Source organism: Amycolatopsis sp. NPDC050768 (assembly GCF_040654155.1).
Taxonomy (GTDB): Bacteria; Actinomycetota; Actinomycetes; order Mycobacteriales; family Pseudonocardiaceae; genus Amycolatopsis.
Genome location: NZ_JBFAHL010000018.1, coordinates 94,797 through 117,830, shown reverse-complemented (window position 1 = coordinate 117,830; position 23,034 = coordinate 94,797). Strand labels below are relative to the sequence as shown.

The window sequence follows — 23,034 nt, the reverse complement described above, 5'->3', positions numbered from 1 at the left end:
CGAAAATGCTCCGTTATACGAATGTTGCCCGTCTGGGTGGACTCCACAAAGAAAGCCCCTTCCCCCGCCACTCGGACGGGGAAAGGGGCTTTCGAAAAACGGGCGGAGCTAGTTGAAGTCCACCGCGCGGATCGTGTGCGCACCCACGGTGGCGCCGATCGGCTCGAGGACGTTGCTGTCCACGTGGCGGTCGACGCGCAGCAGCATCACGGCGTCGGAGCCGTCGGTGGTCTGGCTGATCTGCGCGGCCTCGATGTTGATGCCGGCCTCGCCGAGCAGCGTGCCGACGCGGCCCATCACGCCCGGGCGGTCCGGGTAGTCCAGCAGCAGCACGTTGCCCTCGGCGCGCAGGTCGAAGTGACGACCGTTGACCTCGACGATCTTCTCGACCTCGTCCTTGCCGGTCACCGAACCCGACACCGTCAGCACGGCGCCGTCCGCGTGGACCGCACGCACCGTGACGAGGCTGCGGAACTTCGGGCTCTCGGTCTCGGTGACGAGATCCACCTGCACGCCCAGCTCCTCGGCGAGCCGCGGCGCGTTGACGAAGGTGACCTGGTCGTCGACGACAGCGGCGAACACCCCGCGCAGCGCCGCGAGCTGCAGCACCGACGTGTCCTCGCTGGACAGCTCGCCCTTGACCTCGACAGTCACCGACGTCGGCGCCTTCGGGCTCAGCGCCGTGAGCACCGTGCCCAGCTTCTGCGTGAGCGACAGGTACGGCCGCACGTGCTCGCCGACGGCGCCGCCGCCCGAGACGTTCACCGCGTCCGGCACGAAATCGCCGCGCAGCGCCAGCAGCACGGAACGGGCGACGTCGGTGCCCGCGCGGTCCTGCGCCTCCGAGGTGGACGCGCCCAGGTGCGGGGTGACGACCACGTTGGGCAGCTCGAACAGCGGGCTGGCGGTGGTGGGCTCGGTGACGAACACGTCGATGCCCGCGCCGCCGACGTGGCCGCTGCGGATCGAGTCGGCCAGGGCCTCCTCGACGATCAGGCCACCGCGCGCGGCGTTGACGATGATCACGCCCGGCTTGGTCTTCTTGAGCGCCTCGGCGTCGATGAGGCCCTTGGTCTCCGGCGTCTTCGGCAGGTGGATGGAGATCGCGTCAGCGCGCTCGAGCAGCTCGTCGAGCGGCACGAGCTCGATGCCGAGCTGCGCGGCGCGGGCGGCCGAGACGTAGGGGTCGTACGCGATCAGCTTCGTGCCGAACGCGGCGAGGCGCTGGCTGAACAGCTGGCCGATCTTGCCGAGGCCGACGACACCGATGGTCTTGCCGTTGAGCTCGACGCCCGAGAACGAGCTGCGCTTCCACTCGCCACCGCGCAGGCTCTGGTCGGCGGCCGGCACGCGACGGGCGACAGAAAGCAGCAGCGCCACGGCGTGCTCGGCGGCAGACACGATGTTCGACGTCGGGGCGTTGACCACCAGCACGCCACGCTCGGTGGCGGCGGGCACCTCGACGTTGTCCAGCCCGACACCGGCGCGGGCCACGACCTTGAGCTGCGTGGTCGCGCCGAGCACCTCGGCGTCGACCTTCGTGGCGGATCGCACCAGGAGCGCGTCGGCGCTCTTCACCGCCTCGAGCAGCGCGGGACGGTCCGTGCCGTCCACATGCCGGACCTCTACCTCGTCACCGAACACACTCAGCACGGAAGGCGCGAGCTTCTCCGCGATGAGGACGACGGGTTTGCTGGGCTTGGTCACGATGCGGCTCCCACTATCTGGTCACGAAATCGAGGACGCTCTCCTACGGCGCACGCCGTTGTGCCCGGATGGGCGGGAGTTTAGCCCGGTTGGGGGCCCCGGTGCTGCCCGCGTTGTTAACTCGCTCGTAATCCGGTGAAAACTCGGTCGCGGGGCCGGTCAGGGTGGTCGGCGGTCGGGGTGGGTCGCTTGGGCGGGGATTGGGTTTGCGGCAAGGAAAACGGCGCCGGGGTGTCGACAGTCGGGGTGCGGCGGGTGGGGTGTTTTGTGCGTTCCACCTGGTGGGATGAGGTGGCGTGGTGAGGTTGGGGCGATTGGGGTGAAAGGGATTTATTACGTCGTGGTACTCGGGTGAACGATGGGAATGTTCATTCGTTCGGGGGTCTATGGCGTGGGCGCGGGCTAGGGGTGAAGGGGACCTTCATCCCTTCGTGCGCAGCGCGATCCGGTGCACGGGTGCGTGGAGGGGACTTTGACACGTTCTCGGCCGGATGAAGGGAACCTTCACGCTGTCCCGAACATCCACCGCGGTCCAGCGCCGGATGAAGGGCCCCTTCACCGCTGCAACGGCCGCGAAGCCGCCCGCAATGGGTGAAGGGTCCCTCCGCCCCTTCGCCGTCACCCATCGCCATTCGCCTGCGCGTGAAGGGGACCTTCACCCCTTTGCGGCGCGACCCCGGCCCGTCCGCGGATGAAGGGGACCTTCACCCGCGGTTCGGCACCCACAGTGACCCGGCAATGCATGAAGGGGACCTTCATCCTTCCCCGCCCCAGAGCCCACTACGGCCACACCCGGCGACCACCGGCGTTGCCGTTGAGGGGCGAAACCGGGACAGGCGGGCGGTACAGTGGCGAGGCGCGGTGAGGGCCGCGTCCCGTCCGCGGAAAGGGCTGAGCCCACCCCCGAAGTGAAGTGCGGTGCGTGCGCCTTCTTCCCTGCCCGGTGCCGGCGGACCACGGGCGAACCGAGGGAAGGAAGGACTCCCCCATGGCCGCGTTGCCCGCAAAACCCGATCTCGCCCAGCTGCGCAAGCGCGCGAAAGAGCTGGCACGCGCGGAGTCGATCAAGTTGTCCGAGGCGCAGTTCCGCGTCGCGCGCGGGCACGGGTTTCCAAGTTGGCCGAAGTTGCAGGCGTACGTCCGGCGCGTCGCCGAGGGCGGGCCGAATCTGCAGCACGCCTACCACGCCGACACCGAGTACTACGGCGAGCGCGCCCTCGGACTGCTCGCGTCCGCCGAGGACGGGACGGCCGGGGCGCGCGAGGCGTTCGAGCGCCACGACCAGCCGTTGACGCGCGAGGGCGCGCGGACGGTCGTCGCCAAGGAGCACGGGTTCGGGTCGTGGCGCGGGTTGCGCCAGCACGTCGCGGCGTTGTCGGACAGTGGCGAGCCGTTCGCGCGGGCGTTTCGCCTCCTGGAGGCGAGGGACGTCGACGGGCTGGCGGCGATGGTCGCCGAGTTCCCCGAGCTCGTCCACGCGCGCGGCACCAACGGCAACGACCTCCTCGGCATGGCCGGCGCCACCTGCGACGAGCGGCTCACGCGCGTCCTGCTCGAACGCGGCGCCGATCCCGCGCGGGGCAACGCCCACGGCTGGACCCCGTTGCACCAGGCCGCGTACAGCGATCTGCCCCTGCTCGCCGATCTGCTCCTCGACGCCGGCGCACCACTCGATGTGTCGGCGCGCGGCGACGGCGGGACGCCTCTCGTCGTCGCGTTGTTCTGGGGAAACCGGACTGTGGCCGAAAAACTGGCAACGCGCGACCGGTCCCCTCGCAATCTTCGCGTCGCAGCGAGCATCGGGGACGCCGAGCTGCTGGACGAGCTCGTCCGTCCGAACGGGACACTCACGCCGGCGGCGGGTGCGCACCGCGAGTTCTACCGGCCCCACAGTGGTTTCCCGTTGTGGCGCCCCAGCGACGATCCCCGGGAGATCCGCGACGAAGCCCTCAGCTGGGCAGCGCGCAACGATCGCACCGACACCCTGCGCACCCTCGCCGAGCGCGGCGCGGACCTCGACGCCGACGTCTACCGCGGCACCGCGCTCACCTGGGCCGCCGCGCAGGGCAAAATCGCCGCCGTGCGGACCTTGCTGGAGCTGGGCGCCGACGTGAACCGCGTTGGGACTTTCGGCGGCCCGAAGCACGGCGTCGGGATCACCGCTCTGCACCTCGCCGCGCAGAACAACCGGCTCGACGTCATCGAGGTCCTCGTCCGGGCCGGCGCCGACCTCGACGCGCGCGACGGCCTCTGGAACTCCACACCCGAAGGCTGGGCCGACGCGTGCGACAGCCCCGCCGCGCGCGCCCTGCTGGCGAAAGCCCGGTAGACAAGCGGAGTCCGTAGTCCGTATCGTCGACCCGAAGAGGCGGACTACGGACTCCGTTTCATCCACTGGGAGGACAACCATGACCACACCCCGAGAGGTCTTCGAGCGGCTTTCCGAGGGCATCACCGCGGGCCGGTTCAACGAGCTTTCCCAGCTCTACGCGGAGAACACCGTCGTCGAGCACCCCACCGCGATCCCCGTCCCCGGCCGAATCGAGGGTCGAAAAGCGGTGCACGAGCGGTTTGTGGGCGGACTGGGGGCGACGCTCCGGCTGTCGACCAGCGACGTCGTCGTCCACGAGATGACGGACCCCGAGGTGATCGTCGCCGAGTTCCGGTACACGGCGGAATCGTCGCTCAGCGGCGAAAAGACCGAAACCGAGAACATCCAGATGCTGAGGGTGCGCGACGGGCTGATCGTCCACAGCCGCGACTACCACGACTACCTGCGGATGGCGGCGGTCCAGGGAGCGGCGGCCGGGCTCGCCGAGGCGTACGCCCAAGTCCCGCCCCACGAACCCGGCCCGGTCCAGCCGCGGCCGGCGCGGCTCGCCGACCGCAAGAGCCCGCTGGGTGTGTTCCAACGGCTCTGTTACGGCGTTTCCGACCAGCGCTGGTCCGAGCTGCCCGACCTCTATGCCGAGCAAACCGACGTCCGCCACCCGTTCCTGCCGGGCGCGCCCATGCTGAAGTCCCGCGAAGACCTGCGCACGCACTTCGCGCTGGCCGGGGAAATCGGCATCCGCATGCAGGCCACCGACCTCGTCACCTACCAGAGCACCGACCCCGAGGTGCTGATCGGCGAATTCGCCTACGAGGGGCAACTCGGCGCAACGCCGTTCCGCGTCAACAACATCTTCGCGCTGCGCGTGCGCGACGGGGAGATCGTCGAGTCGCGCGACTACGGCGACCACCCGGCGCTCGCGGCCGCGACCGGCCGGCTCCAGGAGCTGGTCGACCGCGTAATCGCCTAGGCCTCGAGGTCCTCAGGCAGGTCGAACTCGCCGTCACGGACGCCCTTCGCGAACGCGTCCCACTCCGACGGCGTGAACACGAGCACCACGCCGTCCGGTTTCGACGACTGGCGCATCGCGACGTACGTGACGCCGTCGGTGTGCGGCACGAAGGCGTACTCCACGCAGTCCTCGAGCGTGACGCCTTCGGGCTCGGCCCTGATCCAAGGGGCGTCGGTGAGGTCCAGCTCGTGCCGGATGTGCGCCTTGTCGTCGACGGGCTGATCACTCATGGCACCAGCGTATCGACCCACCGCGACAGGTCTCGCCGCTGAACGGCGAAACCACCGAAAAGGCCCCCTCACCTGCGGGTGAGGGGGCCTTTCGAACGATCAAGCCATCACAAGACGATCAGGCGGTCTCGGTGATCGGCCGGTCCACCCACGACATGAGGGCACGCAGCTTCTTGCCGGTCTCCTCGATCGGGTGCTGGTTGCCCTGCTCCTCGAGCTTGATGAAGTTCGGGCGCCCGGCCTCGTCCTCGGCGACCCACTCGCGCGCGAAGGTGCCGTCCTGGATCTCGCCCAGGATCTTCTGCATCTCCTGCTTCACCGCCGGCGAGATCACGCGCGGGCCGCGGGTGAGGTCGCCGTACTCGGCCGTGTCGGAGATCGAGTAACGCTGACGCGCGATGCCACCCTCGTACATGAGGTCGACGATCAGCTTGAGCTCGTGCAGCACCTCGAAGTAGGCGATCTCCGGGGCGTAACCGGCCTCGGTCAGCACCTCGAAGCCCGTCTGCACCAGCGCCGACGCGCCACCGCAGAGCACGGCCTGCTCGCCGAAGAGGTCGGTCTCGGTCTCCTCGGTGAACGTCGTCTTGATGACGCCCGCGCGCGCACCGCCGATGGCGGCCGCGTACGACAGGGCCAGCGCCTGGGCGCCACCGGTCGCGTCCTGCTCCACCGCGATCAGGCAGGGCACGCCCTTGCCGTCCACGAACTGGCGGCGCACGAGGTGACCCGGGCCCTTCGGGGCGACCATGGCGACGTCGACGTTGCCCGGCGGCTTGATCAGGTCGTAGCGAATGTTGAAGCCGTGGCCGAAGAAGATCGCGTCGCCGTCCTTCAGGTTCGGCGCGATGTCCTCGGAGTAGATGAAGCGCTGCTTCGTGTCCGGCGCGAGGATCATGATCAGATCGGCCTCGGCCGCGGCCTCGGCGACGTTCAGCACGCGCAGGCCCTGCTCCTCGGCCTTCGCCCGCGACTTCGACCCCTCCGGCAGGCCGATGCGGACGTCGACACCGGAGTCACGCAGGCTCAGAGAGTGGGCGTGGCCCTGGCTGCCGTAGCCGATCACGGCGACCTTGCGACCCTGGATGATCGAAAGGTCCGCGTCGTCGTCGTAGAAGATTTCCACTGCCATGGGGGTACTGCTTCCTTTCGGGTTACTGCTGAAGAATCGACTTCTCAAGAATCAGCGGGGCGAGGTGGCGGTGATCGAGCGGGCCCCGCGACCCACCGCGACCATGCCGGACTGCACGAGCTCACGGATGCCGTACGGCTCGAGCATGCGCAAAAGTGCGCCGATCTTGTCCGATGTCCCGGTCGCCTCGACGGTGAGCGCCTCCGGGGACACGTCCACCACCTTGGCACGGAAGAGCTGGACGGTCTCGAGGACCTGGCTGCGCACGGTCGCGTCGGCCCGGACCTTCACGAGCAGCAGTTCACGCTGCACCGCGCTGGACTGTTCCAGCTCCACGATCTTGATCACGTTGACCAGCTTGTTGAGCTGTTTGGTCACCTGTTCGAGCGGTAGCTCTTCAACGGCGACCACGATCGTCATGCGGGACACCTCGGGGTTTTCCGTAGGGCCCACGGCAAGAGACTCGATGTTGAAACCGCGGCGGGAGAACAGGCCGGACACCCGGGCTAGCACGCCGGGCTTGTTCTCGACCAGCACGCTCAACGTGTGGACGGTCATCGGTTTTCTCCTTCCGCGGCAGCTTCGGCGGCTTCGAGGGTCTCGGCGGCTTCCTGCGAAACCTCGTCGTCGTCGAACAGCGGCCGGATGCCGCGGACGGCCATGATCTCGTCGTTGCCGGTGCCCGCGGCCACCATCGGCCACACCTGGGCATCCTTCCCCACGACGAAATCGATCACGACAGGACGGTCGTTGATCTCCATCGCGCGTCGGATCGTCGCGTCGACGTCCTCCTTGGTCTCACAGCGCAGCCCGGCGCAGCCGAGGGCCTCGGCCAGCAGCGTGAAGTCGGGGATGCGGTGCTTGTGGGTACCGAGATCGCTGTTGGAGTACCGCTCCGAGTAGAAGAGGTTCTGCCACTGCCGGATCATGCCGAGGTTGCCGTTGTTGATCACGGCGACCTTGATCGGCGCGCCCTCGATGGCGCACGTGGCTAGCTCCTGGTTGGTCATCTGGAAGCAGCCGTCGCCGTCGATCGCCCACACCTGCGTGTCGGGCAGGCCGAACTGCGCACCCATGGCCGCCGGGACGGCGAAGCCCATGGTGCCGAGGCCACCGGAGTTGATCCATGTACGCGGCTTCTCGTACTTCACGAACTGCGCGGCCCACATCTGGTGCTGGCCGACGCCGGCGGTGAAGACCGCGTCGGGACCGGCGAGCTCACCGATGCGCTCGATGACGTACTGCGGCGACAGCGAACCGTCGTCGGGCCACTCGTAGCCGGCCGGGTAGGTGTCGCGCCAGGAGTCGACCTGCGTCCACCAGTCGGTGAGGTCCGGCTGGTGCCCGTGCTCGAACTCGGCCTTCACGGCGGCGATCAGCTCGCCGATGATCTCGTTGCAGTCACCGACGATCGGCACGTCGGCCTTGCGGTTCTTGGAGATCTCGGCCGGGTCGATGTCGGCGTGGATCACCTTCGCGTCGGGCGCGAACGACGACGTCGCGCCGGTGACGCGGTCGTCGAAGCGGGCGCCGAGCGCGATCAGCAGGTCGGACCGCTGCATCGACGCGACCGCGGCGACGGTGCCGTGCATGCCGGGCATGCCGACGTGCTGGCGGTGCGAGTCGGGGAACGCGCCGCGCGCCATCAGCGTGGTGGCGACCGGGATGCCGGTCAGCTCGGCCAGCTCCAGCAGCTGCTGCGAGGCCTCGGCCTTGATCACGCCGCCGCCGACGTAGAGAACGGGCCGGCGCGCGTTCGCGATGAGCTTCGCGGCTTCGCGCACCTGCTTGCCGTGCGGGCGCAGCGTCGGGCGGTAACCCGGCAGCCGCATCTCGGGCGGCCAGGAGAACGAGGTCATCTCCTGCAGCACGTCCTTGGGGATGTCCACCAGCACCGGGCCGGGTCGGCCCGTGAGCGCCAAGTGGAATGCCTCGGCGATGGTCCGCGGGATCTCGGCCGGGTCGGTGACGAGGAAGTTGTGCTTGGTGACCGGCATGGTGATGCCGCAGATGTCGGCTTCCTGGAACGCGTCGGTGCCGATCAGCGCGCGCGACTGCTGCCCCGTGATGGCGACGACGGGCACGGAGTCCATGTTGGCGTCGGCCAGCGGGGTGACCAGGTTCGTGGCGCCCGGGCCCGACGTCGCCATGCAGACGCCGACCTTGCCGGTCGCCTGGGCGTAGCCGGTGGCGGCGTGCCCGGCGCCCTGCTCGTGCCGGACGAGGATGTGGCGGAGCTTCGTGGAGTCGAGCAGCGGGTCGTACGCCGGGAGGATGGTGCCACCGGGAATGCCGAAGACGACTTCGGCGCCAACGGCCTCGAGCGAGCGGACGAGCGACTGCGCGCCCGTGACCCTTACCGGGGTTCCCGCCGGCGGCGCCGGCTTCGGACGTGCTCCGGGGACACCGGGCGCGGTCGGCCCGGGCTTCGCGTCGCTGCGCGACGTGGCACTGGTCATCGGTTCTGCCTCGTGGGTTCTCGGTGTCACTCGTTCGGGTTGTCTGGAGCCGTACAGCCGGTCGGAAACCGGTTCTACGCAACAAAAAACCCCCGCCGACCGTAAGGTCGCACGAGGGTCGCGCGTCGACGCAGCGGACTCTTCCTAAGCGTCGACGCGCTGAGGAAGTACGAGGCCGGTCTGCGTTGTCACGGCGCTGACGTTAGACCGGCGTCCGCGCGAGTGTCAACTCTGCGAGACGGCGGTTCCGCATGCTGGACCGCCAGTACTGCTCTTCGGGCGACCCCTCGACCCGGGCGCAAGCACGCCGGAGACGCGGTGCACCATTCATTGGTGGCCGAAAAAGAGCAGGACCAGCGCGCGGACGAAGGCCGGAAGGCCGTGTTCAAGATCCCCAGCACGGCGTACATGGCGATCGCGCTCCTGACCGTGTGTGTGACACCGATCGCACTCGGGGAGATCAACGGGCTGCAATGGCTGTACATCTTCCCGATCGCGCTGTTCGTCTTCGTCGTGCGCACGCGCACCGTCGCGACGCGCCAGGGCCTGGCCGTGCGGACGGTGTTCGGCAAGCGCGACCTCCCGTGGTCGTCGCTGAAGGGACTCGCGATCACCGGCAGGGCGCGTGTGCGTGCCGTGCTGGGCGACGACACGCAGGTCACGTTGCCCACGGTGAGAACGCGCCATCTTCCGGTGCTCGCGCTCGTGAGCGAGGGGAAGATCAAGGACCCCTCGGGTGTGCTGAGTGACGAAGAGCTGAAGCCGGCCGCTGAAAAAGCAGCTGCGAAGCCGGCCGAGAAGGCCCCGGAGCAGACCCCCGAGGCCACGTCCGCCGAGACCGGCGGTTCCAAGGCCGAGCCCAGCGAGTAGAATTGGTAGGACCAGTTTGCGGAGCGGTCTCGTGACTCCGCCTGGACCAGCCTTCTGACCTGGGAGAATGCCGTGCCGCACCTCCGTTCCCGGACCACCACCCACGGCCGCAACGCGGCGGGCGCGCGCGCCCTCTGGCGCGCGACCGGGATGACCGACAGCGACTTCGGCAAGCCAATCGTCGCCATCGCCAACTCCTACACGCAGTTCGTGCCGGGCCACGTGCACCTCAAGGACCTCGGGGAGATCGTCGCCGAGGCCGTGAAGGAAGCCGGCGGCATCGCGCGCGAGTTCCACACGATCGCCGTCGACGACGGCATCGCGATGGGCCACTCGGGCATGCTCTACTCGCTGCCCTCGCGCGAGATCATCGCGGACTCCGTGGAGTACATGGTCAACGCGCACCAGGCCGACGCCCTCGTCTGCATCTCCAACTGCGACAAGATCACGCCGGGCATGCTCAACGCCGCCATGCGCCTCAACATCCCCACCGTGTTCGTCTCCGGCGGGCCGATGGAAGCGGGCAAGGCCGTGGTCGTCGGCGGCGTCGCCCAGGCACCCACCGACCTGATCACCGCGATCGCCGCGTCGGCGAGCAGCGAGGTCGACGAGGACGGGCTGTCGATCGTCGAGCGCTCAGCGTGCCCGACCTGCGGTTCCTGCTCCGGCATGTTCACCGCGAACTCTATGAACTGCCTCACCGAAGCGCTGGGCCTGTCGCTGCCGGGCAACGGCTCCACGCTGGCCACGCACGCCGCGCGCCGCGAACTGTTCTCCGGCGCCGGGCGCACGGTCATCGACCTGTGCAAGCGCTGGTACGGCGAGGACGACGAGTCGGCGCTGCCCCGCTCGATCGCCACCCGCGCCGCGTTCGAGAACGCGATGGCGCTGGACATGGCCATGGGCGGCTCGACCAACACCGTGCTGCACATCCTCGCCGCCGCACAGGAAGGCGAGGTCGACTTCACGATCAGCGACATCGACGACATCGGCCGCCGCGTGCCGTGCCTGTCGAAGGTGGCGCCGAACTCCGACTACCACATGGAAGACGTCCACCGAGCCGGCGGCATCCCCGCCATCCTGGGCGAGCTCTACCGCGGTGGCCTGCTGAACACCGGCGTCCACTCGGTCCACTCCCCCGACCTCGACTCGTGGCTGAACGAGTGGGACATCCGCGCCGAGTCGCCGTCGCAGAAGGCGCTGGAGCTGTTCCACGCCGCGCCGGGTGGGGTGCGCACCACCAAGGCGTTCTCGACGGAGAACCGCTGGTCGTCGCTCGACACCGACGCCGTCGGCGGCTGCATCCACGACGTCGAGCACGCGTACACGAAGGACGGCGGCCTCGCGATCCTGCGCGGCAACCTGGCCGAGAACGGCGCCGTGATCAAGGCCGCCGGCATCGACGAGGACCTGTGGCACTTCGAAGGCCCGGCGCGGGTGCTCGAGAGCCAGGAGGAGGCCGTGTCGGCGATCCTGAAGAAGGAGATCCAGCCGGGCGAGGTGCTGGTGATCCGTTACGAGGGTCCTGCCGGCGGGCCGGGCATGCAGGAGATGCTGCACCCCACCGCGTTCCTTAAGGGCTCGGGCCTGGGCAAGAAGTGCGCGCTGATCACGGACGGGCGCTTCTCGGGCGGCTCGTCGGGCATCTCCGTCGGCCACATCTCGCCGGAGGCAGCGGCGTGCGGCCTGATCGGCCTGGTCGAGAACGGTGACCGCATTCTGCTGGACGTCCACGAACGCCGCCTCGAGCTGCTGGTCGACGCCGAGATCCTGGCGGAGCGCCGGTCGAAGATGGAGACGGCGGAGCGGCCGTGGCAGCCGAAGGAGCGTCAGCGCCCGATCACGGCGGCACTGCGCGCGTACGCCCGGATGGCCACCTCCGCAGACACCGGCGCGGTGCGGGACCCGAACAAGTGAGCTTGACGGTTGAATGAGACGGGCCGTCCATCGCCGAGGGGGTGGACGGCCCTTTTCGTTCGTTGCCGCTGAGTGGCGACGGCGGTCTTCGTGCTGGTCAGCGGCCCGGCAAGAGCTCCGGATCACTCCGTCCGCCGGGCGGCGGCACTGCTTTTGCCACTCCGTGGCAAACCCCAGGTCAGCGGGTCAAAACGATGACCACCACCGAAGCCGCCGCTGCCAGCAGCAGCGAGACGACACCCAGGGGCAACGGCCGCTTGCGCCACGGCGTGTTCCGCTCCAGCGAGATCCGGCCGGCGCCGGTGAAAATCAGCGCGAGGGCCACCACGCCGATGAGGAGTTCGAACTCCCAGCCGCGGCCGTCGCCCTCGAAGAAGCCGCCGTGGAACTTCGCGAAGACGGCGCTGGCGGCGACGCCCAGGATCCCCGCGGCCGCGAGCGGCGTGAAGAGGCCCACGAGCAGCAGCGCGCTGCCGCCGACCTCGACGATGCCGGTGACCCACGAGAGCAGCGTGGTCTGCTTGTGGAAGCCGAATGTCTCGAGCAGGTGCGCGAACCCCGTGATGCCGGGTCCCCCGAACGCACCGAACAGGTGTTGCAGGCCGTGCGCCCCCACGATCGCGGCGAGCCCCAGGCGCAGGATCAGCAGGCCGAGGCCCAGGCCGCCCTGGCGCACCTCGTCGTCGTTGTCGTTCGTCGTGTCCCCGACCCCGGACAGCAGGCCGCTCTGGTAGTCGTCCCCTTGACTGGTCACGCGCGAAGGGTAGGGGATCCCGACCCCGGCCGCGAGCGAGCGCGCCGAGGTCAGGGGCCCTTCGCGTCAGTATTCGCGGTGCACGATGTTGTCGGGCAGCTCGCCGCCCGCGTAACGCGCGATCTCGGCCGCGGCGACGGCGTACGAGCGTCGCCGCACACCGGCGACGGCCCCGCCGACGTGCGGCGTGAGCAGCAGACCCGGCGCGTGCCACAGCGGGTGGTCGGCCGGCAGCGGCTCGGGGTCCGTCACGTCGAGCGCGGCACGCAGGCGGCCGGCGGTGAGCTCGGCCAGGAGCGCGTCGGTGCGCACGACCGGTCCCCTCGCGGCGTTGACGAGGACGGCACCGTCGGGCATCGCGGCGAGGAACTCGGCGTCGACCATCCCCCGCGTGCGCGACGTGAGGGGGACCATCAGCACCACGATGTCGTGGTGCGGCAACAGCTCGGGCAGCTCGGCGACGCCGTGGACCCCGTCGCGCGCCGACATGCCGACCATCGTGCAGCGGACGTCGAACGGTTCGAGCCGGCGCCGCAGCTGCCGCCCGAGGTCTCCGGCGCCGACGATGAGCGCGTGCTGGCCCTGGAGCGTTTCGGCGGAGCGGCGTTCCCAGTGGCGTTCGCGGTGGGCGTCGGCGAACACGTCCAGCTTCCGGTACATCGACAGCAAGACGGCGACGACCCATTCGGCCGTACTGCCGCCGTGGGCGCCGCGGCAGGTGGAGAGCAGGACGCCGTCGGGAAGCTTGCCGACCCAGTCCTCGGCGCCGGCGGAGAGCAGCTGCACGAGCTTGAGGTTCGGCAGTTCGCGCCACAGCTGGTCGCCCGCCGGGTGACGGCCGGGGATGAGGACCTCGGCCTTCGCGGCTTCCGGCGGCACGGGGTCGCCCCACTGGTAGCGCACGGCCTGCACCATCGGGAGCTCCGAGAGCGCCTCGACGCCCTCGTCGTCGGGGACCAGCACAGTCAGCGTCATGATCGCCACGTTAGCCACTTACTCCGCGCTCACGTGGGGGCACCTAGGCTGGAGCATCATGCGTACCCGGTACCGGTGGTCGGCGCCGCTGGCCCTCCTCGCCTCTGGCGGACTCCTGCTGTCGGGCTGCGCGCGGTTCGACGACACCGCGGCCGGCCAGACGTTCAGCGCCGCCCCCGTGCCCAGCCCCGAGTCGCCGCCGCAGGTGCAGGACCCGAACGACCCGTCCGGCGACGGCCAAGGCGGCGTGGGCCAGGGCGGTCAGCAACAGTCGCCCACGCCGATCCCGCCGCCGCAGGGGTGCAAGGACTTCGACAAGGCCGTGATCGCCACGTGCCTGGACACGGTCGCGGCCGTCGCCGGCCTGCCGGGCGACGGCTCGACGCCCGCGGCTCTCGCCGGTGAACGGAAATCGGGCCGCGTGGTTCTCGCCACAGCCGGCCGCGACGCGACGCCGTTCGAGCAGCTCGACGTCGTCGCCACCGGTGACGGCGGCCTGACCTCGCTGGTGCTGTCGCCGAGCTACGTCGAGGACCAGCTGGTGTTCGCGTATATCACCACCGCGACCGACAACCGCGTCGTGCGCTTCGCGAAGGGCCAGCCGCCGAAGCCGGTGCTCACGGGCATCCCGAAGGGCGCGACCGGCAACCGCGGCGCCCTCGTCGGCGACGGCCGCGGCGCCCTGCTCGTCGCGACGGGCGACGCAGGCAACCCCGCGTCAGCGGCCGACCCGAAGTCCCTGGCAGGCAAGGTGCTGCGCATCGACACATCGGGCAGCCCGGCCGCCGGCAACCCGACCGCGGGCTCCGCTGTGTACGCCTCGGGCCTCCACACCCCCGGCGGCCTCTGCATCTCCCCCGACGGCAAACGCGTGTGGGTCACCGACCAGACCTCCGGCCCCGACGCGCTGTACCGCGTCCAGGCGGGCCAGACCCTGTCGACGCCCGCGTGGACCTGGCCGGACAAGCCAGGCGTCCGGGGCTGCGCCGACTTCTCCGACTTGGACGGCACCCTGAGCATCGCGTCGTCCGCCGGCCTGCAGAACCTGCCGGTCAACCCGGACGGCGCTGTGACCGGCAAACCCAGCGTCAGCCTCGACGGCAAGGGCAAGCCCCCCACGACCTACGGCCGCCTCGCAGCCATGAGCATGATCAGCCCCCAACTGGCGGTCGCCGGCACCACCAACAAGGACGGCGGCAAACCCGTCTCCAGCGACGACCGCGTCGTCCTCATCACGATCGTCCAAACCGAGGGCGGTCCGGGGAAGGACTGAGGTCCGGCTTCGGGTCTGACCTGGGGGTTTGTGGTTGTCGCCGTTGAGCGGCGACAGGTGGTTCCGAGCTGGTCCTCGCCCGGCTCGTTGCCTCAGCTGATCGCCCGAGCGCGCTCCATCGACCGATGAACGCTCGGACTCCAGCCACCTTTCGATAGCTCGAAGCTTTTCGCCGTTCGGCGGCGATTGGTCGTCGCACCTCGGCGCCGCCGAACGGCACCGCAGCGGTCGCCACTCAGGGGCGAATCGCGGTCGCCGCTCCGAGACGAGCTGGCAGTCGCCATTCAGCGGCCAATCCGGCCACCATTCCCTGGCGAAGCGGCAGTCGCCACTCAGTCGCCAATCCCGGTTGCCATTCCCAGACGGGCCGACGGTCGCCTTTCAGCGGCGAATCATGTTCCCGCTCACAAGCGAAGCAGCAGCAGTCGCCACTCAGTGGCCAATCCCGATTGCCGCTCCCAGGCGAGCCGGCAAATCGCCGTTCAGAGGCGAACGCGTTGCCGCCCACAGGCGAGATGACCGTCGCCGTTGAGAGGCAACGGCGGTTTCGCCCCTCAGCGGCGAGACCGTGGAGCGCGGCTTTCCGCCCGCGCCGCCCGGATGTCCAGGATCGACGCGGCGATCGACACCAACACGGCGAGCAGCGCGACGTACCGGCCGACCCCCGGGTTGATCATCACGCCGGCGGTTTCCAGGAACGCCCGCTGGTCGCTGTCGAAGACCCAGTCCAGCGTCGTCCAGCCGATGACCATGAGCAGCAGCGCGGCGAGGTCCGCGACGAGCCACAGGTGCGGCAGGCCGCTGACCCGGACCTTCCTGACCTGCCCGAAGAACACCACCGCGAGCCCGACCAGCACCAGCACCAGCGGCGGGAACCATGAAAAGAAGTCCGAGTGCCAGGCCGAGCGCACGACATCGTCGTGGGGCAGGGAGTTGAAGGCGTCACGGACATCGGCCGTGGCCGTGTCGGCGGTGAGGACCGTCCAGGGAAGAAACAGCGCCACGAGCGCGAGCAGCCCGGCCCCCTGACCGAGCCACTCGCGCCACGTGACGCGTTTGACGGAGAACGCCACTCAGGAGCCGACGCGCTCGATGATGAGCTCACGCACGCGCTTGGCGTCGGCCTGGCCCTTGGTGGCCTTCATGACCGCGCCGACGATCGCGCCCGCCGCGGCGACCTTGCCGCCGCGGATCTTCTCCGCGACGTCCGGCTGCGCGGCCAAAGCCTCGTCCACGGCGGCGATCAGCGCGGAGTCGTCGGAAACGACCTTCAGCCCGCGCTTGTCCACCACCTCGCGCGGCGAACCCTCGCCGGCGAGCACGCCCTGCACGACCTCCTTGGCGAGCTTGTTCGTCAGCTCACCCGAGGACACGAGCGCGATCACCTCGGCCACCTGCACCGGCGTGATCGCCAGCTCGGCGAGCTCGACCTCGCGCGTGTTGGCCTCCTGCGCCAGCGTGTTGACCCACCAGCCGCGGGCTTCGTCCGGCTTCGCGCCGGCCTCGACCGTGGCCGCGACGAGGTCGACGGCGCCGACGTTCAGCAGGTCGCGCAACGCTTCGTCCGACAGGTTCCACTCGGTCTGAATCCGCTTGCGCCGCTCGGCCGGCATCTCCGGCAGCGTCTTGCGCAGCTCCTCGACCCAGTCGCGCGCCGGCGCGATCGGCACCAGGTCGGGCTCCGGGAAGTACCGGTAGTCCTCCGCGGTCTCCTTGGTGCGCCCGCCGGACGTGGTGCCGTCGGCCTCCTGGAAGTGCCGCGTCTCCTGCTTGATCGAGCCGCCGTCAGCGAGAATCGCCGCCTGGCGCGTCATCTCGTACCGAACGGCGCGCTCGACGCTGCGCAGCGAGTTGACGTTCTTCGTCTCCGTGCGCGTGCCGAACTCGGTGGCGTCCTTGTCCATCAGCGACACGTTCGCGTCGCAGCGAAGGGACCCCTGGTCCATTCGGACGTCGGACACGTCGAGCGCCCGCAGCAGGTCACGCAGCGCCGAAACGTACGCGCGCGCCACCTCCGGCGCCCTCTCTCCGGTGCCCTCGATCGGCTTGGTGACGATCTCGATCAGCGGCACGCCCGCGCGGTTGTAGTCCAGCAGCGAATAGTCCGCGCCGTGGATCCGGCCGGTCGCGCCGCCCATGTGCAGCGACTTGCCGGTGTCCTCCTCCATGTGCGCGCGCTCGATCTCCACGCGCACGACCTCGCCGTCGTCGAGCGTGACGTCGAGGTAGCCGTTGAAGGCGATCGGCTCGTCGTACTGCGAGGTCTGGAAGTTCTTCGGCTGGTCCGGGTAGAAGTAGTTCTTCCGCGCGAAGCGGCACCACTCGGCGATCTCGCAGTTGAGCGCCAGCCCGATGCGGATCGCGCCCTCCACGGCCTTGCCGTTCACCACGGGCAGCGCGCCGGGCAGGCCGAGGCACGTGGGGCACGTCTTCGTGTTCGGCTCGCCGCCGAACTCGTTGGCGCAGCCGCAGAACATCTTCGTCTTCGTGTTGAGCTCGACGTGGACCTCGAGCCCGAGCACCGGGTCGAAGCGCTCGATGACCTCGGCGTAGTCCATCAACTCGGCCACGGCAGTCACTTCGTTCCTCCCAGCTCCGGGACCTGGTGCACGAGCGACCCGCCGGCGGCGGCGTCGCGTGCGGCCTCGTAGGCGGCGCCGACGCGGTAGAGCCGGTCGTCGGCGAGCGCCGGGGCCATGATCTGCAGGCCGACCGGCAGGCCGTCCTCGTCGGACAGTCCACTCGGGACGCTCATGGCGGCGTTGCCCGCGAGGTTCGACGGGATGGTGCAGAGGTCGGCGAGGTACATCGCCATCGGGTCGTCCACGCGTTCGCCGATCTTGAACGCCGTGGTCGGCGTGGTCGGCGACACGAGCACGTCCACCTGCTCGAACGCGGAGGTGAAGTCCTGCGTGATGAGCGTGCGCACCTTCTGGGCCGAGCCGTAGTAGGCGTCGTAGTAGCCCGACGAAAGCGCGTACGTGCCCAGCATGATGCGGCGCTTCACCTCGGCGCCGAAGCCCTTTTCGCGCGTCAGGGACATGACTTCTTCGGCGCTGTGCGTGCCGTCGTCGGCCACGCGCAGGCCGTAGCGCATCGCGTCGAACCGCGCGAGGTTCGAAGACGCCTCGCTCGGCGCGATCAGGTAGTAGGCCGGCAGCGCGTAGACGAAGTGCGGGCACGAGACCTCGACCACTTCGGCGCCCAGCGCGCGCAGCTGCTCGACGGCGGCGTGGAACGACCGCAGCACACCGGCCTGGTAGCCGTCGCCGGCGAACTCCTTCACCACGCCGACGCGCACGCCCTTGAGGTCGCCACTGGCCCCCTCGCGCGCCGCGGCGACGACCGGCGGGACCGGTGCGTCGATCGACGTCGAGTCCATCGGGTCGTAACCGGCGATGACCTCGTGCAGCAGCGCGGCGTCGAGCACCGTCCGCGCGCACGGGCCGGCCTGGTCGAGCGACGACGAGAAGGCGACGAGGCCGTAGCGCGAAACCCCGCCGTACGTCGGCTTCACGCCGACCGTGCCCGTGACGGAGCCCGGCTGGCGGATCGAGCCGCCGGTGTCCGTGCCGATGGCCAGCGCCGCCTCGAACGCCGCGATCGACGCCGACGAGCCGCCGCCCGAACCGCCCGGGATGCGGGCGTGGTCCCACGGGTTGTGCGTGGGGCCGAAGGCGGAGTTCTCAGTGGACGAGCCCATGGCGAACTCGTCCATGTTCGTCTTGCCGAGGATGACGACGCCGGCTTCGCGCAGCCTGCGCGTAACCGTCGCGTCGTACGGCGGGATCCACCCCTCCAGCGTGCGCGAACCGCACGTGGTGGGGATGCCCTCGGTGGTCAGCACGTCCTTCAGCGCCAGCGGCACGCCCGCCAGCGACGACGCGGGCTGCTCCCCCGCGGCCAGCTTCTCGTCGACGGACTTGGCCGCGCCGAGCGCGCCTTCCGTGTCGACGTGCAGGAACGCGTGGACGTGGTCGTCGACCTCGGCGATCCGGTCCAGGTGCGCCTGGGTGACCTCGACCGCGGAGACCTCGCGCGAGTGGATCTTCGCCGCCAGCTCGGCGGCGGTCAGCTTGACGAGTTCACTCACTGTTCTTCTCCCAGAATCCGCGGCACCCGGAACCGGCCCTCCTCGGCGGCCGGCGCGCCGGCCAATGCCTGCTGCTGCGTCAGGCAGGGGCGGATCTCGTCCTCGCGGAAGACGTTCGTGAGCGGCACGGAGTGCGAGGTCGGCGGGACGTCTGCCGCGGCGACCTGACTCACCTTCGCCACCGAGTCCAGGATCTGGTCGAGCTGGCCCGCGAAGACGTCCAGCTCGTCATCGGTGACGGCCAGCCTGGCCAGCTTGGCGAGGTGCGCGACCTCGTCTCGGGAAATGTTGGGCACGCGGGTGACTCCCGGGGTGTGCTGTGCGGGTGCGGTCGGAAGCTGCAAGTCTATGGTGGCGGCGCCGGACAGCTCGACCGGGTTATGGCCGGACCTGCTGCGACCCGGGGAGTCCCGTTCGCCGGACGGCGGTCCCCAAGTAGTACCCGGTCTGTCACAATCGGCGCCCGGTTACCGCGTTCCGCGACAAGACGGAACGCCTGAGGCGAGAGGGGCGTGTGGTGTCGTTCCTGCTGCGGGTCCAGCTTCCGGACTCCCCCGGCACCCTCGGCGCCGTCGCGACGGCGCTCGGCACCGTCGGCGCCGACATCCTCAGCGTCGACGTCGTGGAGCGCGGCGGCGGGGTCGCCATCGACGACCTCGTGGTCGAGCTCCCGTCCGGCCGCCTGCCGGACGCCCTCATCACCGCGGCCGAGAGCATCGAAGGCGTCGAGGTCGACGCCGTCCGGCCGTACGCCGGGATTCTGGACACCCACCGCGAGCTGGAGCTGGTCGAGGAGATCGCGGCCCAGCCGAAAACCGGGCTCGACCTGCTTGCCGAAGGTGTGCCGAAAATCATCCGCGCCGGTTGGGCCGTCGTCGTGGAACACCGGGAATCGGGCACGCGGCGGCTGGCTTCGTCGAGCGCTGCGCCGGAGAACCCGTTCACGGACCTGCCCTGGCTGCCGCTGGAGCGCGCCACCGTCCTCGACGGCGAAGAGGACTGGATCCCGGAAACGTGGAAGGAGCTGGGCACGGAGCTCGCGGCGACGCCGCTGGGCAAGCCGGGCAAGGCTCTTCTCGTGGCTCGTCCGGGCGGTCCCAACTTCCGTGCCGCGGAGGTCGCCCGCCTGGCCCACTTCGCCGGAATCGTCGCCGTCGTTCTGGACGGCTGACGGGTCCCGGATTCAGGCGCTGAGCTGGGATTCGCCGCAGAACGGCGATGCCTTCCGTCGGCGCGCGACGGTCCCCTCAGGGCGGCGTTTCTGACCGTTCGACGGGGTCGCCGCTGAGGGGCAATGACGTCTCAGCCGAGAAGCGCTGGCCCAATCCACGCGCGAGCACGCCCGCCCGTCGGCGACACCGATCCGTGGTGTCGCCGACGGGCGGCAACACTCCAAGTCGGCGAACCACAGCCTCCCGGCGCTCGGACCGCTCGCCCAGCCGTCGCCGACGCGGGTTCGCTGTCGAGCACCTCAGCACCCCGCGACTACACGAGATCCGCCGCCACAATCAGGCCAGCAATCGAACCCTGCCCGCGTCCCTCCGGACACCCGATCCCAGCCCGGCGCGAACCGTCGCCTCTCAGCGGCAAAAGACCCTGACCAGCCGAAACAGCCTACAGATCGTACTCAAACGCGATCAAGCTGATGTTCGGAAACGGCTTCCAATCCCGCTCCGGCAATCGCCGAAACCCGATGCGCTCATACAGCCGATGAGCCGTCCGCATCCGATCAAGACTGCTCAACACGACTTTCCCCAACCCCAGCTCCCGTGCCCGCTCCAGCACCGCCCGCGTGAGCGCCTCGCCGATCCCACGCCCACGCGCCGATCCGGCGACGGCCAGCATCCGGAACTCCAGCTCACCCTCACGTGAGATCTCCGCGTACGACGTGCCCGGTCGCACCACCGCGACCGTCCCGAGGACCACGTCGCCATCGACAGCCACCAGCAGCTCGGCGTGCTCCGCCCTGTGCGCGACGTCGCGCAGCTCGTTCTCGTACCCAACCTCGTCGGAGAGCAGGCCGTCCAGGCGGTACGCCTCGACCGTCAGCTCCCCCACCACCGCGAGCTCCTCGTCCCGCGACACCCTGATCTCGACGTCACCCATCGGAGGGCTCTTCGTCCGGCTCGGCGGTGCCGGTATCCAGCGCCACCTCGGCGGCCGCGTCCGGACCCCGCTCAAGCAGCACGCGGAAGCCGCCCTCGTCGAGCACCGGCACCTTGAGCTGCGCGGCCTTCTCGTACTTCGACCCCGGCGCCTCGCCCGCCACGACGAACGCGGTCTTCTTCGACACCGACCCCGCCGCCTTGCCGCCGCGGGCCATGATGGCCTCCTTGGCCTCGTCGCGGGAGAATCCGTCGAGCGAGCCTGTGACCACGATCGACAGCCCCTCGAGGTGACGCGGGATCGAGTCGTCGCGTTCCTCTTCCATCCGCACGCCGGCGCGTCGCCATTTTTCGACGATCTCCCGGTGCCAGTCGACTTCGAACCACTCCTGCACGGCGTGCGCGATGGTCGGCCCGACGCCGTCGACGTCGGCGAGCTCTTCCTCACTCGCCTCCTCGACGCGCTCGATCGAGCCGAACTCGCGCGCCAGCGCCTGCGCTGCTGTGGGCCCGACGTGGCGGATCGACAGCGCGACGATCACCTTCCACAAGGGACGGTCCTTCGCCACGTCGAGGTTCGTCAGGAGTTTCCGCGCGTTGGCCGAGAGGTCGCCCGCCTTGGTGCGGAACAGTTCCACCTCGGACAGCGCGTCCTCGCTGAGGTCGAACACGTCGCCCTCGTCGGCGACCACGCGCGCGTCGAGCAGCGCGACGGCCGCCTCGTACCCGAGCACCTCGATGTCGAACGCGCCACGCCCGGCCAGGTGGAACAGCCGTTCCCGCAGCTGCGCGGGGCAGAAACGGGTGTTCGGGCAGCGGATGTCCTTGTCGCCTTCCTTCTGGTAGGCGAGTTCCGTGCCGCATTCCGGGCAGTGCGTGGGCATGACGAACTCGCGCTCGTCGCCCGTGCGCGCGTCGACGACCGGTCCCATCACCTCGGGGATGACGTCGCCCGCCTTGCGGATCACAATGCGGTCGCCGATCAGCACGCCCTTGCGCTTGACCTCTTCCGCGTTGTGCAGCGTCGCGCGCGCCACCGTCGAACCCGCGACCTTCACCGGCTCCGTGACGGCGAACGGCGTGACGCGCCCCGTGCGCCCGACGCCCACCTGGATGTCGAGCAACGTCGTGATCGCCTCTTCCGGCGCGTACTTGTAGGCGATCGCCCAGCGCGGCGCGCGCGAAGTGGTGCCCAGCCGGCGTTGCAGCGCGACTTGGTCGACCTTGATCACGACGCCGTCGATCTCGTGCTCGGCGTCGTGCCGGTGCTCGCCCCAGTACGCGATGTGGTCGGTGAGCTCCTTCGCCGTGTGCAGCACGCGCGTGTGCGGCGAAACCGGCAGCCCCCACGCCACGAGCGCGTCGTACGCGTGCGACTGCGTGACCGGTTCGAAGCCCTCGCGCTTGCCCAGGCCGTGGCAGATCAGCCGCAGCCGGCGTTCCTTGGTGATGCGCGGGTCCTTCTGCCGCAACGACCCGGCGGCCGTGTTGCGCGGGTTCGCGTACGGCGGCTTGCCCGCTTCGACCATCTTCGCGTTGAGTTCCAGGAAGTCCTCGACGCGGAAGAAGACCTCGCCGCGCACCTCGATGAGCTTCGGCACGGGGAACTCGTCGGTGCCGGTCAGCTCGTCGGGGACCTGCTCCAGCGTGCGGATGTTGAGCGTGACGTCCTCGCCCGTGCGGCCGTCGCCGCGGGTCAGGCCACGCGTGAGCTTGCCGTCCTCGTAGAGGAGGTTGATGGCCAGGCCGTCGATCTTCAGCTCGGCCAGGTACTCCGTGGAACCGATCTCCTTCTCGACGCGCTCCACCCAGGTGAGGAACTCGTCGGTGTCGAAGACGTTGTCCAGGCTCAGCATGCGTTCGAGGTGGTCGTACGCGGTGAACCCGGTGGAGAACGTGCCGCCGACGTTCTGCGTCGGCGAGTCCGGCGTGACCAGCGCCGGGTACTCGTCCTCGAGCGCCTGCAGCTCGCCGAGGAGCGCGTCGAACTGCCCGTCGGAGACGATGGGCGAGTCCAGCACGTAGTAGCGGAACTGGTGCCCGCGGACGTCCTCGGCGAGGGCGCCGTGGCGTTCGCGCACGTCGGCGGGGACGTCGGTGACGTCCTGGGCCGCCACTGCCGGTTCGGCGGGGGCGGCCAACTGGTCGTGGGGAAGGTCGCTGCTCACGGGTGGT

At 69.8% G+C, this 23,034-nt stretch carries 19 protein-coding genes; 6 read left to right on the top strand and 13 right to left on the bottom strand.

Translation table 11 applies throughout. The features are described 5' to 3' along the window. Positions 1-108: 108 nt before the first annotated feature. Entirely contained in the window at positions 109-1,707 is a 1,599-nt protein-coding gene (gene serA / locus AB0H62_RS39170; RefSeq protein ID WP_220237613.1) for a phosphoglycerate dehydrogenase, read from the bottom strand. A gap of 988 nt (positions 1,708-2,695) precedes the next feature. Here serA and AB0H62_RS39165 point away from each other — a divergent pair. Both AB0H62_RS39165 and AB0H62_RS39160 read left to right on the top strand, forming a co-directional pair. Continuing rightward, a complete protein-coding gene (locus tag AB0H62_RS39165) occupies positions 2,696-4,036 on the top strand; it encodes an ankyrin repeat domain-containing protein (RefSeq protein ID WP_360591706.1) in 1,341 nt (446 codons plus the stop codon). Between the two features lie 79 nt (positions 4,037-4,115). Next, the gene (locus AB0H62_RS39160; RefSeq protein ID WP_220237611.1) at positions 4,116-5,009 is read left to right on the top strand and encodes a nuclear transport factor 2 family protein; all 894 of its coding nucleotides are present in this window, start codon (positions 4,116-4,118) and stop codon (positions 5,007-5,009) included. Here AB0H62_RS39160 and AB0H62_RS39155 read toward each other — a convergent pair. The 4 genes from AB0H62_RS39155 to AB0H62_RS39140 all read right to left on the bottom strand — a co-directional run bounded on the left by AB0H62_RS39155 (position 5,006) and on the right by AB0H62_RS39140 (position 8,872). Continuing rightward, complete coding sequence (locus AB0H62_RS39155) at positions 5,006-5,281, bottom strand: DUF397 domain-containing protein (protein ID WP_360591704.1); 276 nt, start codon at positions 5,279-5,281, stop codon at positions 5,006-5,008. The genes AB0H62_RS39160 and AB0H62_RS39155 overlap by 4 nt on opposite strands. Before the next feature lie 118 nt (positions 5,282-5,399). Continuing rightward, entirely contained in the window at positions 5,400-6,413 is a 1,014-nt protein-coding gene (gene ilvC, locus AB0H62_RS39150; RefSeq protein WP_220237609.1) for a ketol-acid reductoisomerase, read from the bottom strand. 51 nt (positions 6,414-6,464) lie between these two features. Further along, a complete protein-coding gene (ilvN, locus tag AB0H62_RS39145) occupies positions 6,465-6,971 on the bottom strand; it encodes an acetolactate synthase small subunit (protein ID WP_220237608.1) in 507 nt (168 codons plus the stop codon). Then, entirely contained in the window at positions 6,968-8,872 is a 1,905-nt protein-coding gene (locus AB0H62_RS39140; protein ID WP_220237607.1) for an acetolactate synthase large subunit, read from the bottom strand. Before AB0H62_RS39140 ends, ilvN begins: the two co-directional genes overlap by 4 nt. 333 nt (positions 8,873-9,205) lie before the next feature. Here AB0H62_RS39140 and AB0H62_RS39135 point away from each other — a divergent pair, with 333 nt between their 5' ends. Further along, positions 9,206-9,742 carry a PH domain-containing protein gene (locus AB0H62_RS39135; RefSeq protein WP_220237606.1) on the top strand — a complete coding sequence of 179 codons (537 nt, stop codon included), beginning with the start codon at positions 9,206-9,208 and terminating at the stop codon, positions 9,740-9,742. A 72-nt stretch (positions 9,743-9,814) separates the two neighbouring features. Further along, positions 9,815-11,659: a dihydroxy-acid dehydratase gene (gene ilvD, locus AB0H62_RS39130; RefSeq protein ID WP_220237605.1), complete on the top strand. Its 1,845-nt coding sequence runs from the start codon at positions 9,815-9,817 to the stop codon at positions 11,657-11,659. 178 nt (positions 11,660-11,837) lie between these two features. Here the strand turns inward: ilvD and AB0H62_RS39125 are convergent, their stop codons facing one another. After that, entirely contained in the window at positions 11,838-12,413 is a 576-nt protein-coding gene (locus AB0H62_RS39125; RefSeq protein WP_220237604.1) for a DoxX family protein, read from the bottom strand. Positions 12,414-12,479: 66 nt separating this feature from the next. After that, a complete protein-coding gene (locus AB0H62_RS39120) occupies positions 12,480-13,388 on the bottom strand; it encodes a 2-hydroxyacid dehydrogenase (protein ID WP_220237603.1) in 909 nt (302 codons plus the stop codon). Between the two features lie 58 nt (positions 13,389-13,446). On the opposite strand from AB0H62_RS39120, the gene AB0H62_RS39115 reads away from it, so the two are divergent. Then, on the top strand, positions 13,447-14,661 hold the full coding sequence (locus tag AB0H62_RS39115; protein WP_220247436.1) for a PQQ-dependent sugar dehydrogenase: 1,215 nt from the start codon (positions 13,447-13,449) through the stop codon (positions 14,659-14,661). Positions 14,662-15,215: 554 nt separating this feature from the next. On the opposite strand, the gene AB0H62_RS39110 is transcribed toward AB0H62_RS39115, so the two are convergent. From AB0H62_RS39110 to gatC, 4 genes are read right to left on the bottom strand one after another with little or no spacing between them, the layout of a single operon-like run. After that, positions 15,216-15,734 (bottom strand): hypothetical protein, encoded by a 519-nt coding sequence (locus tag AB0H62_RS39110; RefSeq protein ID WP_220237602.1) that lies wholly within the window; start codon positions 15,732-15,734, stop codon positions 15,216-15,218. Next, positions 15,735-17,240, bottom strand: a complete 1,506-nt coding sequence (gene gatB, locus AB0H62_RS39105) for an Asp-tRNA(Asn)/Glu-tRNA(Gln) amidotransferase subunit GatB (RefSeq protein WP_220237601.1) — start codon at positions 17,238-17,240, stop codon at positions 15,735-15,737. It lies immediately after the preceding gene. Further along, positions 17,237-18,754, bottom strand: coding sequence for an Asp-tRNA(Asn)/Glu-tRNA(Gln) amidotransferase subunit GatA (gatA, locus tag AB0H62_RS39100; protein ID WP_220237600.1), 1,518 nt, complete (start codon positions 18,752-18,754; stop codon positions 17,237-17,239). Before gatA ends, gatB begins: the two co-directional genes overlap by 4 nt. Further along, positions 18,751-19,050 carry an Asp-tRNA(Asn)/Glu-tRNA(Gln) amidotransferase subunit GatC gene (gene gatC / locus AB0H62_RS39095; protein ID WP_220237599.1) on the bottom strand — a complete coding sequence of 100 codons (300 nt, stop codon included), beginning with the start codon at positions 19,048-19,050 and terminating at the stop codon, positions 18,751-18,753. The genes gatA and gatC overlap by 4 nt, the downstream gene beginning before the upstream one ends. 221 nt (positions 19,051-19,271) lie before the next feature. Here gatC and AB0H62_RS39090 point away from each other — a divergent pair, with 221 nt between their 5' ends. Then, on the top strand, positions 19,272-19,925 hold the full coding sequence (locus tag AB0H62_RS39090) for an amino acid-binding protein (protein ID WP_220237598.1): 654 nt from the start codon (positions 19,272-19,274) through the stop codon (positions 19,923-19,925). A 443-nt stretch (positions 19,926-20,368) separates the two neighbouring features. On the opposite strand, the gene AB0H62_RS39085 is transcribed toward AB0H62_RS39090, so the two are convergent. Both AB0H62_RS39085 and ligA read right to left on the bottom strand, forming a co-directional pair. Then, positions 20,369-20,860 carry a GNAT family N-acetyltransferase gene (locus AB0H62_RS39085; protein ID WP_220237597.1) on the bottom strand — a complete coding sequence of 164 codons (492 nt, stop codon included), beginning with the start codon at positions 20,858-20,860 and terminating at the stop codon, positions 20,369-20,371. Continuing rightward, positions 20,853-23,027 carry an NAD-dependent DNA ligase LigA gene (gene ligA / locus AB0H62_RS39080; RefSeq protein ID WP_255637615.1) on the bottom strand — a complete coding sequence of 725 codons (2,175 nt, stop codon included), beginning with the start codon at positions 23,025-23,027 and terminating at the stop codon, positions 20,853-20,855. Before ligA ends, AB0H62_RS39085 begins: the two co-directional genes overlap by 8 nt. Between the last annotated feature and the right edge of the window lie 7 nt (positions 23,028-23,034).